The organism is Oerskovia rustica (assembly GCF_014836555.1).
Taxonomy (GTDB): Bacteria; Actinomycetota; Actinomycetes; order Actinomycetales; family Cellulomonadaceae; genus Oerskovia; species Oerskovia rustica.
In genome coordinates this window covers 64,863-77,835 of the sequence record NZ_JACSQQ010000014.1, presented here as the reverse complement: position 1 = coordinate 77,835, position 12,973 = coordinate 64,863, and the positions used below count along the sequence as shown (strand labels likewise).

General features: G+C 73.5%; 13 protein-coding genes. 7 read left to right on the top strand and 6 right to left on the bottom strand.

Annotation, left to right across the window (positions count from 1 at the left end; translation table 11 throughout):
- The first annotated feature begins 32 nt into the window (after positions 1-32).
- Positions 33-431 carry an arsenate-mycothiol transferase ArsC gene (locus H9652_RS10080; RefSeq protein ID WP_191796113.1) on the top strand — a complete coding sequence of 133 codons (399 nt, stop codon included), beginning with the start codon at positions 33-35 and terminating at the stop codon, positions 429-431.
- A 6-nt stretch (positions 432-437) separates the two neighbouring features.
- On the opposite strand, the gene H9652_RS10075 is transcribed toward H9652_RS10080, so the two are convergent.
- Positions 438-2,225: an AMP-binding protein gene (locus H9652_RS10075; RefSeq protein ID WP_191796112.1), complete on the bottom strand. Its 1,788-nt coding sequence runs from the start codon at positions 2,223-2,225 to the stop codon at positions 438-440.
- 301 nt (positions 2,226-2,526) lie between these two features.
- On the opposite strand from H9652_RS10075, the gene H9652_RS10070 reads away from it, so the two are divergent.
- Genes H9652_RS10070 through H9652_RS10060 form a run of 3 tightly spaced genes read left to right on the top strand, consistent with a single transcriptional unit; the run spans position 2,527 to position 4,906 of the window.
- Positions 2,527-3,081 (top strand): hypothetical protein, encoded by a 555-nt coding sequence (locus tag H9652_RS10070; protein ID WP_191796111.1) that lies wholly within the window; start codon positions 2,527-2,529, stop codon positions 3,079-3,081.
- On the top strand, positions 3,078-3,749 hold the full coding sequence (locus H9652_RS10065) for a SigE family RNA polymerase sigma factor (RefSeq protein WP_318244089.1): 672 nt from the start codon (positions 3,078-3,080) through the stop codon (positions 3,747-3,749). The genes H9652_RS10070 and H9652_RS10065 overlap by 4 nt, the downstream gene beginning before the upstream one ends.
- Complete coding sequence (locus tag H9652_RS10060) at positions 3,746-4,906, top strand: hypothetical protein (RefSeq protein WP_191796110.1); 1,161 nt, start codon at positions 3,746-3,748, stop codon at positions 4,904-4,906. The genes H9652_RS10065 and H9652_RS10060 overlap by 4 nt, the downstream gene beginning before the upstream one ends.
- A 1-nt stretch (position 4,907) precedes the next feature.
- Here H9652_RS10060 and H9652_RS10055 read toward each other — a convergent pair whose 3' ends face one another.
- The 3 genes from H9652_RS10055 to H9652_RS10045 form a co-directional block, all read right to left on the bottom strand.
- Positions 4,908-5,768, bottom strand: a complete 861-nt coding sequence (locus H9652_RS10055) for a 2,3-bisphosphoglycerate-dependent phosphoglycerate mutase (RefSeq protein WP_191796109.1) — start codon at positions 5,766-5,768, stop codon at positions 4,908-4,910.
- A gap of 28 nt (positions 5,769-5,796) precedes the next feature.
- Positions 5,797-8,763, bottom strand: coding sequence for a helix-turn-helix transcriptional regulator (locus H9652_RS10050; RefSeq protein ID WP_191796108.1), 2,967 nt, complete (start codon positions 8,761-8,763; stop codon positions 5,797-5,799).
- Between the two features lie 161 nt (positions 8,764-8,924).
- A complete protein-coding gene (locus H9652_RS10045; protein ID WP_191796107.1) occupies positions 8,925-9,095 on the bottom strand; it encodes a hypothetical protein in 171 nt (56 codons plus the stop codon).
- A gap of 249 nt (positions 9,096-9,344) precedes the next feature.
- Here H9652_RS10045 and H9652_RS10040 point away from each other — a divergent pair, with 249 nt between their 5' ends.
- From H9652_RS10040 to H9652_RS10030, 3 genes are all read left to right on the top strand, one after another.
- Positions 9,345-9,995 carry a GDSL-type esterase/lipase family protein gene (locus tag H9652_RS10040; protein ID WP_225228026.1) on the top strand — a complete coding sequence of 217 codons (651 nt, stop codon included), beginning with the start codon at positions 9,345-9,347 and terminating at the stop codon, positions 9,993-9,995.
- 74 nt (positions 9,996-10,069) lie between these two features.
- Positions 10,070-10,759 (top strand): hypothetical protein, encoded by a 690-nt coding sequence (locus tag H9652_RS10035; RefSeq protein ID WP_246857741.1) that lies wholly within the window; start codon positions 10,070-10,072, stop codon positions 10,757-10,759.
- Positions 10,756-11,130 carry a UBP-type zinc finger domain-containing protein gene (locus H9652_RS10030; protein ID WP_191796106.1) on the top strand — a complete coding sequence of 125 codons (375 nt, stop codon included), beginning with the start codon at positions 10,756-10,758 and terminating at the stop codon, positions 11,128-11,130. Before H9652_RS10035 ends, H9652_RS10030 begins: the two co-directional genes overlap by 4 nt.
- Positions 11,131-11,183: 53 nt before the next feature.
- On the opposite strand, the gene H9652_RS10025 is transcribed toward H9652_RS10030, so the two are convergent.
- Positions 11,184-12,194 carry an LLM class flavin-dependent oxidoreductase gene (locus H9652_RS10025; protein ID WP_318244088.1) on the bottom strand — a complete coding sequence of 337 codons (1,011 nt, stop codon included), beginning with the start codon at positions 12,192-12,194 and terminating at the stop codon, positions 11,184-11,186.
- Between the two features lie 159 nt (positions 12,195-12,353).
- Positions 12,354-12,938: a sugar O-acetyltransferase gene (locus H9652_RS10020; protein WP_191796105.1), complete on the bottom strand. Its 585-nt coding sequence runs from the start codon at positions 12,936-12,938 to the stop codon at positions 12,354-12,356.
- Between the last annotated feature and the right edge of the window lie 35 nt (positions 12,939-12,973).

Sequence of the window (12,973 nt, the reverse complement as noted above, 5' to 3'; positions counted from 1 at the left end):
GTCCCGGGGGGCCGACGACCAGGAGGCCCCTGATGAGCACCCCCCGATCCGTCCTGTTCGTGTGCGTCAAGAACGGCGGCAAGTCGCAGATGGCCGCCGGGCTGGCCCGGAAGATCGCGCCCGACGTCCAGGTCGACTCGGCCGGGACCTCGCCCGGGTCGAGCCTCAACGCGCTCTCGGTCGCGTCGCTCGAGGAGGTCGGCGTCGACCTGTCGGGCGAGCACCCCAAGCCCCTGACCCCGGAGCTGGTCGCGGCCGCGGACGTCGTGGTCGTCCTCGGCCGCGAGGCGCAGGTGACCACCGACGACGGGACGCCCGTCGTGGTCTGGGACACCGACGAGCCCTCGCTGCGCGGGATCGAGGGCATGGAGCGCATGCGGCTCGTGCGCGACGACATCGCGGCGCACGTCCGCGTCCTGCTGGCTCCCTGAGGACCCTCAGGTGGTCGGTGTCGCGCCGCCCGTCGGGTGCCCCGGACCGTCGCCGTCGGTCGGCTTGCCCAGCACGTTCTCCCGCACGACGCGGCGCAGCACCTTGCCGATCTGCGAGCGCGGCAGGTCGGGTACGACGAACAGGTGCTTGGGCAGCGCGTAGCGCGCGAGCTTCTGCTCGCCCCACTCGCGCACGGCCGCGAGGTCGATCGGGAGACCGCTCGCGGTGCCCTGGTCCTCGTCGAGCACGACGGCCGCGGCCACGCGCTCGTCCGAGCCCTCGCCGGGCAGGCCCACGACGGCGACGTCCCGGATCCCCGGCATGAGGCGCAGGTGGTCCTCGACCTGCGACGGGTAGATCTTGAACCCGCCGGTGATGATCATCTCCTTGATGCGGTCGACGAGCGTGACCACACCGTCTGCGTCCACGGTCACGACGTCGCCCGTGCGCAGCCACCCGCCGTCGAGGAGCTGGTGAGCCGTCTCCTCGGGGCGGTTCCAATAGCCCTGGAAGACCTGCGGCCCGTGGATGAGCAGCTCGCCGCGGACCGTGCCGTCCTCGTCCGGGGCGACGTCCCTCGTCGGGTCGTCCTGGTCGACGACCCGGATGTCGGTGCTCGGGAACGGCAGGCCCAGCGTGCCGGGACGGCGGTCGACCGAGACGGGGTTGCCGAGCGCGACGGGGGAGGTCTCGGTCATGCCGTAGCCCTCGATGAGCAGGCCGCCGGTCGCCTCCTCCCAGGTGCGCGCCGTCGTCGGGCTGATGGGCATCGCCCCCGCGAAGGCGAGCCGGATCGAGTGCAGGTCCACGGGCCTGCCCGCCGTGCGGGCCTTGGCCGCCGCGGCCGCGATGCGGTCGAACATGGGGGCGACGCCCGGGAGGAAGGTCGCAGGGCGACGCTTCTGCGCGGCCAGGAACGACTCGGCGTCGAACTTGGGGAACGCGACGAGCGTCGCGCCGATGCGCGCGGGGAGGGTCAGGCAGAACATGAGGCCGAAAGCGTGGAAGAACGGCAGGACCCCGTAGACGGTCTCCTCGCCCTCGCGGAACGACGCCCACGCCTGACCCTGCACGGTGTTGGCGACGAGGTTGCGGTGCGTCAGGACCGCGCCCTTGGGCGTGCCCGTCGTGCCGCCCGTGTACTGGAGGAGGGCGACGTCGTCGGCCACGGGCTGGGGCGTGGACGGGTCGAGCGGTCCTGCGCTCGCGACGAGCCGGTGCCAGTCGGGGACGCCGGCGGACGCCGGGCCGCGCAGCGCGGCCTTCTGGGTGCGCGCCGCCTTGACGGGCAGGTGCAGCGCGACGCGCTTGACGAGCGGCAGGTCGCGGGCGATGTCGACCGAGACGACCGTACGCAGCTCGGTGCCGGGCTTCGCGGCGAGGACCGTGGGGACGGCCTTCTGCCAGACGAGCGCGACGGTCGCCCCCGAGTCCGCGAGCTGGTGGGCCAGCTCGTCGGACGAGTACGTGGGGTTGTGCTCGACGACCGTCGCGCCGAGACGGAGCGCGGCGTAGAACGCGACGAGGTGGGAGGAGCTGTTGGGCATCACGAGTGCGACACGGTCGCCGCGGCGCACGCCGAGCGACGACAGGGCGCTCGCGGCGCGGTCCACCTTCTCGACCAGGTGTGCGTACGTGACGGTGGCACCGAAGAAGTCGACCGCGACCCGGTCGGGCCAGCGGGCGGCGGCTCGGGCGAGCGCCGCGGTCACGGGCTCGTCGGGGACGTCGACGGTTGCGGGAACCCCTGGGGAGTACCGACTCAGCCAGGGCTGCTTTGCCAAGGTGTTCACTACTACACCGTAACCTACGGATGCGTAGGTTATGTGTGCGGCACGTGCGAGGAACCTCGGTGGTGCCTGTGAGAACCCGGGAGGAAAACTGGTGCCCGCCCGGGTGGAACCTTCGTGCCGTCGGCTGCGTGTTCTGGTCGTGAGGACAACGTACCGACCTCCGCCGAGCACGTCCGGCGCACGGGCCGCAGGGGGCAGCAGCGCGTCGTCAGGACCAGCTCCAGCGAGGTCTCGAGCCGTCAGGGGGCGGCTCCGGGACAGGCTGGACAGGGGGCCGGCGGGGTCGGTCGGGGTCGTGGTCGTGGCCGTCGGTGGTTCGCTCCTGGCGGTCGGCCTGACCCTGCCCTCACCACAACCCGTCCTCAGCGTGGTCCTCCTCGCTCTCGCACTGCCCGCGTGCGCGATCATCGTCCTGTGGTCGCTCGCGTCGCCGTACGTCACGGTGCGTGGCGCCCGGGTCGAGCCGACCGACGACGACAGGGGGTGGCTGGTGGTGCGCAGACCGCTGGGCCTTGTCCTGCTGGACGGGGCACGCCTCTGCCCTCCGGGCGCCCAGGGCGTCCCGGGCGCCCAGCGGGCGCTCGCGGACCGGGTGGTCGCCGCGTACACGACGGGGCGGGCCGAACGGGTCGAGATCCTGAGGCTGCTCGACCGCATCGTGGCCCTGGACCGGCTCGAGCAGGGCGCGGAGGTTGCTGGCGTGCGCAGCCGTGACGGCTTCACGCCTGAGCTGCGCTCGGTCCTGAGCAGGCACGTCCTCGACGCGGTGCAACGCGACGTCGAGCTGCTGGAGTCCCGGCGGCCGGGGCTCGCGGACCGGATCCTGCGCCCCACGGCGACCGGAGTGCCGCCGTGACCGTGGTCCTGCCGCTCGTGGGTGGCAGTGCGACGGACGGCCCGCGAGGCGTGCCCGCCGAGGACGGTCCCGACCGGGCCGACCCGGACTTCGACGGCGACCACGCGCCGCAGGACATGGTGCTGCACGCGACCCGGAACGCCGAGTTCACGATCTTCATGGAGCAGGCCGTCGGCCCGCTGCACCGCATGGCGTACCTGTTGTGCGGTGACCAGCACCGCGCGGAGGAGCTCACGCAGCAGACGTTCGAACGCACCTTCCGGGCATGGTCCAGGGCGCGCGACGGCGACCCGCTCGTCTATGCCCGTCGGATCCTCGCAAACCTGCGCATCGACACGTGGCGGCGCACCCGCCGCGAGGTGCTGTCCGGCCCGGACGACCTCCGCGACCACTCCGAGGGGATCACGGGCGCGCCAGGTGCCGGCGCCTCGGTGGGTGCTGCTCCCACCGCCGTCGACGACCGCGACCTCGTCGTCCGCGCCCTCCTGCAGCTCCCCCTCAAGCAACGTCGTGTCGTGGTGATGCGGCACATGCTCGACCTCTCGGAGGCCGAGGTCTCGGCAGAGCTCGGCATCCCCGTCGGCACCGTGAAGTCGACCGCTTCTCGGGCTCTGGTCCGGCTCCGCACGATCCTCGACGACTCCTCCCGAAAGGGCAGCTCCTCATGACCGGATCGCACGACGACCTCTTCGACCGTCTGCACGCTGCGGCCGACTCCGTCCCCCCCTCGACGCTCGACCTCCCCGTCGTGCTCATCACGAGCCGACGCAAGGCCACGACCCGGCGGGCCGTCACCGGGACCGCGGTGCTCGCCGCGTGCGCCGTCCTGGGGGTCGGGGTCGCGAGCGGCCTCCCCGGCCGAGTGGCTCACGACCTCGTCCCCGCGGCGACGTACGAGACCCTGCGCACCGAGATCGTGCATCGAGAGGTGGCTCCCGGGATCACGGCCGTGGCCGAGGCGGCGACCTATGAGCTCCCGGACGAGTCCGTCGTGCTCGACACGGGCATCGAGACCGGGGCGCACGGCGACCGGTTCCTGATCGTCTCGACGGTCGAGCTCTCGGCCGGCGGTTCGGTCGAGTCCGTCGACCGGGACGACCCGGAGACGATCAGGTGGATGGCCGAACTCGGCTACGGGCCGGTCGAGGATCAGCGCATCCAGGTGATCGCCGGGGACGATGCCGAGCTCAGACGGCTCCGAGGTGGGGCAGGACCGACGACGGTCGTCGTCTCCACCCTCGGTTCCGCCGCGGTCGTCGACACCGAGGAAGGTCGGTTCGTCTTCGGCACCACGATCAGCGAGCACGTCGACGACGCGCGGACCACGTCCGTCCGGTCCTGGGACCCCTTCACGCAGGTCGACGGGACGGCCGGCACGTCCCTGCTCGTCCCCACGCTGACGATCCCCCAGCGCACGCGGGTGCCCTTCGCTCTCGCGCTGACGAAGGAGACGTCGTTCGCGCCCGTGATGGCGGCCTCCTTCACGGACGACCACTCCGCGACAGGGCCCTGCACGGAGCGGGTCGACGGGTGCGCGGTGTCCTACGACACGCGGAGCCGGGTCGCGATCCAGAGCCAGGTGGAGGACCCCCGATGGGCGGCGTTCCTCGAGTCCCTCCCGAACGAGGACGTCTCCGTCCTGGACACGAGCGGAGACATCGTCCTGTTCGAGTGCCAGGCGAGCAGGGCCGCCACCGAATGGTCCTTCAGCGAGCGCCTCTCGGCCGAGGACGAAGACCGGATCGTCGCGGCCACGGCCGGCCTGACGTACTGCATGGTGGAGAGGAGCCCCACGAGCGACGGGGGCCTGCGCGTGGGTTCGTGACTCACGTCCCACCACGCCGCTCCAGGTCGGCCAGCTCGGCCGCCGCACGGTCCGCGTCGAGGTAGAGCCCGCCGCGGCGCACGGGAACGAGGTGGGCTCCGACCGCCTGAGCGCCTGGCCGCGCACCCGGGTGGGCGTCCCCGCCCGGGTGCGCTGCGTCGTCGGGCACCTGGCGCTCGAAGCGGTAGACGAGCGGGAGGCCCGTGGGGACGTTGAGGACCTGGACCTCGGGGGCCGTGAGCCGGTCGACGAGCATGACGAACGCCCGCAGGGAGTTGCCGTGCGCCACGACGAGGAGGTTCTCGCCGCGGTCGAGGGCCTGGCGAACCGTCGCCCACAGCGGAGCGAGGCGGTCGACGACGTCCGCGAGCGACTCGGTGTCGCGGCGCATGCCGACGCGGGCGGCGTCGGGCAGGCGGGAGAAGGTGTCCGCCACCCGCGCCGCCGCCTTGCTGCCCTGCTCGACGGGCGGCGGCCGGTGGTCGAACGAGCGCCGGTACTCCCAGTACGCGGTCTCGCCGAACTCGGCCCGGACGGACTCGCGCAGGTCGTCGGTGAACGCGCCGTAGTGCCGCTCGACCAGACGCCACTCGGGGACGAGGGGAGGGGGACCCGGGAGTCGTGCCGCGACGATCGCCGCGGTCGCCGAGGCCCGGACGAGCGGCGAGGTCAGCACACGGTCGGGGACCAGCGTCGGGTCCTGCGCGGCGGCCGCGGCCAGCTCCGAGCCCGCCTGCTCGGCCTCGCGGACACCGTGGTCGGAGAGGTCGACGTCGAGCAGCCCGGTGAACCGGTTCTCGGCGTTGTAGACGCTCTGCCCGTGGCGCAGCAGGACGAGGGTTCCAGGGGCCGGGGCGCTCATGGCGACCAGCGAACCACACGCGCGGCCGTCAGACCTCGATCAGCCCTCGGTGGTGCGCGATCGACACGGCCTCCGTGCGGCCCGAGGCGCCCAGCTTGGCCAGGACGTTCGAGACGTGGACGCTCACGGTCTTCCCGCTGATGAACAGGCGCTCGCCGATCTGCCGGTTGGTCAGGCCCTGCGCGACGAGCAGCAGGACCTCCGCCTCACGGTCCGTCAGCACGGTCGTGGCGCCGCGGCGCAGGCCCGGCAGGTCCAGGCGCCCGCGTCGTGCGAGGTCCCGCAACGCGCTCGCGAGCGGCGCTGCGCCCATGTCGTCGGCCTCCTCGAGGGCCTCGCCCGCCTGGGCGGCGGCGCCCTCGCGGTCCCCGACGCCCAGCAGCGACTGGGCCCAGCGCCAGCGGGACCGGGCGACCTCGTAGCGGTAGCCGTAGTCGAACGCGGCTGTGGCCTCCTGCCAGAGGACCGGGTCGTTCGTCCCCGTGAGGCGGCTGTGCTCGGCGCGGGCCCGCACGAGCCACGCGATGCCCTCGGGCCCGAGCCGGCCGCCGCGCGGCCGCCCCCGCTGGGCCGTGGTCTCCGCCTCGGTGAGGAGGGCGCCTCCCTGCGCGACCAGGTCGTCCACGGGGGCACCCACGAGGCGGCGCTCCTCGGTCGCGTCGGCGAGCGCCGTCAGGGCGAGCGCCGAGATCCAGATCCGGCCCAGGAAGTAGTCGCTCCACGTGCGGCCCAGGTAGACGATCAGCTCCTGCGCGAGCGACAGGGCCTCCTCGCGCTGGCCCGTCCAGACGAGCGCGTCGATCATGCATCCGCCCGCGATGAGCGCGATCTGCCCGTCGCGCCGCCACTCGGGACGCAGCGCGCGGGCACGCTCGATCACGCCCTCGTCGCCGCGCGCGACGGCCGCGTAGAGCTGGGCGGCCGAGAGAGCGGCGACCGCGCTCGGCGGCATGGGGTCGGGGGACGTGGGCGGCGGGCGGAGGTCGCCCGTGGCGTACCGGACGAGCTCGCCGAAGAGTCGGAGCTCGACGCCGTACCCGTTCCAGCCGAGCCCGGCCGCGACGGCGTGCTCGAGCCCCGTGTGCGCCTCGACGAGGGCCTGCCCGAGGTCCCCCGAGTAGTAGCGGTTGGCCGCGATGTTGTACCAGCAGCGCATCTCGGTGAGGAGGTCGCCCGCGGCCTGGGCGCGCTCGCGCGCGTTCGCGAGGAGCTGGGCGGCGCGGTCCGCGTCGTCGACCTCGAGCACCGCGAGCGTCGTGAGGGCGTCGGCCTCGACGTCGGGGGCGTCGATCGCGCGGGCCACCGCGATCGCCTCCTCCGCGGTCTCCTGCGCGACGACGTCCATGTCGGCACGGTCGAGGTTCATCGCGGCGCGGGCCCGCGTCGCGAGGGTCCAGGCGCGATCCTTCGACGGGGGCTCGGTGGGCAGCACCGCGAGGGCCGCAGCCGTGTGCTCGATGACCTCCTCGACGTGCTCGATCCCGAGCAGGTGCAGGGACAGCACGTGCCGCAGCGACGCCTGCCGCAGCGGGTTCTCCGCGGTCATCTCGACGACCTTGCGCGCGATCGCGACCGCCCGGTCCGGCTCGCCCGCGCGGCTCGCCGCGGACGCCGCCGCGACGGCCACGTCGACCCGGTCCTCGCCGAGCAGGTCCGCGGCGTCGGGCACCACGTCCCACAGGCGCAGGACCTGCTCCAGGTGCCGCAGCTCCTCGGCGGGCGCGAGGACCCGCCCCGCACGGCGCGCGGCCTCGCGGGACGCGACGAGCGCCGTCGTCGTCTCGTGCGCCGACAGCGCGTGGTGGGCCCGCTGCGCGGGCGAGCCGAGCGACGGGTCCTCGGTGAGGGCGGCCAGGTACGCGCGGTGCAGCGCGACCTGCTCGCCGGGCAGGAGGTCGGCCGAGATGGCCTCGGCGAGCAGGGCGTGCCGGAACGCGATCCTGCCGCCGTCGACCGTCAGCACGTGGTGGGCCACGGCCTCGCGCAGCGTCGCGTCGAACGCCTGGTCGAGCGCGCCCCGGGTCGGGGGCGAGCCGGGGGAGCGCAGCCCGCCGAGCGAGAACACGCCCAGGTCCTGGCCGACGACGGCACGCAGCAGCGGCTCGGCGACGACGCGTCCCGCGAGCGAGGCGATGCGCGCGAGCTGCTGCACGTCGGGCTCGAGCTGTTCGAGGCGTGCGTGCAGGACGTCCGCGAGGGACCACGGGAGGGCGTCGGCCTGGGGGCCGGCCTCGACGAGCTCCTCGGCGAAGTACGCGTTGCCCTCCGAGCGCTTCATGACGCGCTCGAAGTCGTTCTTGGGCAGGGACCGGCCCGCGACGGCGGTCGTGAACTGCTTGAGCTCGCCCGGCGTGAACGGGTCGAGGGCCAGGTGGTCGACGCGCGGGTGGCGACGCAGCTCGGCGAGCACGGGACGCAGCGGGTGGCGGCGGTGGAGGTCGTCCGTGCGGTAGCTCGCGATGACGAGCAGGTGATCGGCGCGCAGGCGCGCGAGGAGGAAGCGCAGGACGTCGCGAGTGGACGGGTCGGCCCAGTGCAGGTCCTCGATGACGAGGACGAGCGGGGCCCCGGGGCGCCCGGGGGCCGTGAGCGCGGCGGTGATGCTCTCGAAGAGCTGGAGGCGACCTGCCTGGTCCTCGCCGTTGCCGTCGAGGGACGAGGGGCCCGCGTCGAGGAGGCGACCCAGCGCGGGCCGGGCGTCGATGGTCTTGTCGACGACCTCGTGGCTCGACCGGAGCTCGGACAGCGCCTCGGTGAACGGCAGGTAGGGCAGGCCGACGTCGCCGAGGTCGACGCAGTGGCTCACGACGACGGTGGCCCCGGTGCCCCGGGCGAGCTCCGCGGCACGGACCAGGAGGCGCGACTTGCCGACCCCGGCGTCGGCGCCGAGGAGGATCGCACCGGGGTCCCCGGCGGCAGCGCGGCCCACCGCTGCGGCGATCACGTCGAGCTGGTGCTGTCGTGCGACGAAGTGGGCCTGGGAGGGGCGCGGCATACTGCCCATCCTCGCAGCGGCCTGTGACGCCTGCCACGATGTTTCCTGATACTCGCCGCCCGGTGTGACGAACCCCTCTTCCGGTCCGGCCGGCAGCCGGGTTCCTGGCGGTGCCGAGGGCGATGGTCGACCTCGGCCCACCCGACCGGAAGAGGGCTCCGTCATCCGCTCTGACCGGTGGCGCTCACGTGGGTTCTGTGCGTCCGGTGCCCCGGGCGGTGGCTGCGGAGCCAGTGCATCAGCACGTTCTCCTGGTGGTCGTAGTCCGCGCGGACCTGCTGCTGGCGGTACGCCACCTCGGTCTCGAAGCCCATCACGTACATCTCGTTCATGGTCGTTCCCGTCCTGCTCGTCGGCAGCGAACCTGGTGCCCGCTGTGATCCTCACTCTCGTGCTGAGTGGGCGCGTCGTGCATCGGTCGAGCGGGTAGGTTCTGGGCCGCTACCACCTCAGGCTCGACGGCGTATCTCGCCTGAGGTGGTCTGAGGTGCCTTAGGGGTGAGGTCGCAGCGCGACGGCGACCCGGGAGACGCGATGGACGGGGCCCTCCGCGCGGCCCGGGCCGCCCTACGATCGGCGTCATGTCGATGCCAGGACCGGACGTCCGGACGTGCTTCGTGGGGGACTCGTTCGTCGCGGGGACCGGTGACCCGACAGCCCTGGGGTGGGTCGGTCGCGTCACGGCGGTCGCGATCGCCCGCGGGCATCGCCTCACGGCCTACAACCTGGGTGTCCGGGGCGACACGTCGCAGGACGTCGGAGACCGGCTCGCGCGCGAGGTGGCGCCTCGGCTGCCGTCCGGGGCCTGCTCCGGCGTGGTCCTGTCGTTCGGGGTCAACGACACCGTCCTGGTGAACGGGCGGGTGCGGGTGACGTCCGCCGCGACCGTGGAGGCTCTCGACCGGTCGTACCAGGCGGCCGGCGCGGCGGAGGTCCTGCTCGTCGGTCCGCCGGCGGTCGGCGACGACGCGCAGAACCAGCGCCTGCTCAGCACGAGCGAGGCGCTGCGGGAGGCTGCGGGGCGACGGGGCGCCCCGTTCGTCGACACGTTCTCGGGCACCGTGCAGAGCGAGGTCTGGCGACGCGAGGTGCGGGACGGCGACGGGTACCACCCCGGCGCGGCGGGCTACGAGGTGCTGGCGGGGATCGTCGTCGGGCCGTTCCTCGCGTGGCTCGACCAGCGCTTCCGCGACGTGCCGCCACCACGCCGGCCCGGCCTGGCGGGCGGGTAGCTTCCCACCCGTTGCCAACAACGGGCGCCGGTCGCAGACTGGAATGGACCGGACCCCTTGATGGAGGTGCCCTCGTGACATCGACGTACGACGTGCTACCCATGCTAGGACGCGGCAAGCACCGCAACCCGAAGAAGGGCGCGTGCTTCATGGAGCTCGCGTCGTACCTGGCCGGCGAGCGCTGGAGCGACCACCCCCAGTGCACGCACCCGCTGGTCGCGATGCTCGCGCGAGCGGTCAACGACCTCACGAGCGATGCGGCCAGGCCACGCCTGGCGATCCTCATCCCGTCCGTGATCGGGCTGCGGTCCGACGACCCGCGGTGGAGCGTGTGGATCTCGCTGCGCGCGGCGCAGACGGCGCTGCCCGTCTCGCCGAGCGACCGGCAGGACGTCCTCGCGGTCGCGATCATCGCGGGCGAGCGCATGCTCGACCAGCTCGAGGGCCGTGAGCCCGGCACCCGGACGCAGGCGTCGCAGGACGCCCTGAACATGGTGCCCCGCACGGCGGCCTGGGCCGAGTCGTTCTGCAAGGGCTCCAGGCTGCGTCCCGCACGGTTCGCGCGCGACGCCGCGCCGAGCATCGTCGCGGCCGCGGTGCAGGGCATCTCGGAGGCGGGCTCCCGCGACGCCGACGACGCGCTCTACGAGCTGCTCTCGTCGACGATCGAGGCGGCACGGGGCTGGGCAGCGGCCGAGCCCGCCGAGCCGCTCGAGCCCAGCGACTGGGAGCCGGTCGTCCGGAGCGTCGGGGCACAGGTTTGACGGCGGCCGACGACGGCGGCACCCCCGGCCTCGAGGAGTCCCTCGACCTGACGGTGCCGCCGAGCGGTCCCGGCTGCGCCGAGTGCGAGTCCTCCGACGGCTGGTGGGTGCACCTGCGACGGTGCGCGCGGTGCGGGCACGTGGGCTGCTGCGACACGTCGCCCTCGCAGCACGCCACGGCACACTACCGGGAGACCGGGCACCGGCTCATGCGCACGTACGAGCCCGGCGAGGACTGGTACTGGGACTACGTCTCGGAGCAGTCGTTCGAGGGGCCGGACCTCGCCCCGCCGATCGCGCACCCCGAGGACCAGACGACGCCCGGTCCCGCCCAGCGGGTCCCCGAGAACTGGCGAGAGCTCGTCCACTGACCGCTTCCGCCGAGAAGTCTGCAGCCCTCGTTCGCGCGGATCGGGGCGTCGGCTCACTTCGCGGCGGGCGCGACGACCCGTGCGAGCGCGTCGAGCGCCGCGAACGGGTCGTCCGGCCGCTCGGGGTCTGGGCTCGTCGGCACGACGACGACGCTGGTGACCCCGTTCGCCTCGAGCGCGGCGAGCCGGGCGCGGACGACGTCGGGCGGCCCGACGATCGCGAGCTGGTCGACCCACTCGTCGGGCAGGGCCCGGGAGAGCTCCTGCGGCGTCGGCGTCGAGTCCAGCAGCGCCCGGAACTCGGCCGCGAACGGCAGCGGGTCGATCTGCGCGGTCCAGTCCGCGGCGCCGAACGTGGCCAGTGCGGGCCGGACGATCTCGCGGGCCGTCGCGACGTCGTCGTGCACCACGGCGAGGGTGAACGCGACGAGCGTGTGCTCGGGCGGGGCGCTCGGTCCGGCCGCGGCGCGGCCGCGCTCGACGGCCGCGCGGACGACGCCCAGGTACTCGGGGGTCACGGGCATGTCGAGGATCGTGCCGTCGGCGACGCGGCCCGAGACCTCCAGGGACCTGGGCCCGCGCACCCCGTTCAGGACGGGCGGTGCGACAGCCGGCGGACTGTACAACGCAACGTCATCGAGTTGTACGTAGCGCCCGTCGGTGCTGAGCCGCTCGCCGCGCAGCAGCGAACGGACCGCGCTCGTCGTCTCTTCCAGCAGCGTCAGGGGGCTGGCCGGCCACACCCCGATCTGCCGCATCCACGCGGGCATCCCGTGCCCGATCCCCAGCAGCAGCCGCCCCGGGTGGAGCTCGGCGAGCGTCCCGGCCTCGAGAGCCGTCATGGCGGGGCTGCGCACCGCTGCCGGCAGGATCCCGATGCCCACGCGGATCGACTCCGTGCGCGCGAGGATCGTCGCGGCCTGCGCGATCCCGCCCCGGAAGAAGCAGTCCTCGACGACCCAGACCTCGTCGAGGCCGATCTCCTCGGCGCGCGACACGAACGGCAGCAGATCGGTGATGGGCAGGTCGCGCGGCACGATCACGCCGAGACGAGGACGGGGCACGGTGGTTCTCCTTCGGGCAGCGCGGCCCAGCGATTCGGTGGGCGTCGGGACGCCCGCAGGTGCGGAGAGGCCCGGCCTACGGGACCGGTCCGACGGCAGCGAAGCCCAGGCAGCGACGGGTCGTGGGTGCACAGCCCACCCTAGGGCGGCGCCGGGACGTCAGCCGAGCGACGCGTCGAAACCGGTGGCGCGCAGGACCTTCGCAGGCACCCCGGCGACGATCGTGTCGGCCGGGACATCCTTGGTCACGACCGCTCCGGCACCCACGATCGCACCGTCGCCGATGGTCACGCCCGGGACCACCGTGACCGATGCCCCCAGCCAGACCTTGCGTCCGATCCTGATCGGTGCCGGGATCATGTCCGCTCGGCGGGAGGGGTCGACGGCGTGGTTCAGGGTCGTCAGGGTGCTCCCGTGCCCGATGAGGGTCCCGTCCCCGATCGTGATGCCACCGGTGTCCTGGAAGCGGCAGCCGCTGTTGATGAAGACGTCCTTGCCCAGGGTCAGGTTCTTGCCGAACTCGCAGTAGAACGGCGGGAAGACCGTGACCGACTCGTCCACGACGACCCCCGTCAACCGGGACAGCAGACCGCGCACCTCGTCCGGCGTGCGGTAGCCGGAGTTGAGATCGGCGACGCACCGCAGCGCCTCCTGGGCCGCGCCGTGCATGAACTCGTGCAGTGCGGACCCGCCCTCGATGAGGTCGCCGCGGTGCACGTGGTCCAGAAAGTCCTCGAGGTCCATCCTTCGATCCTGCCACTCCCACAAAGTCCTGGCCC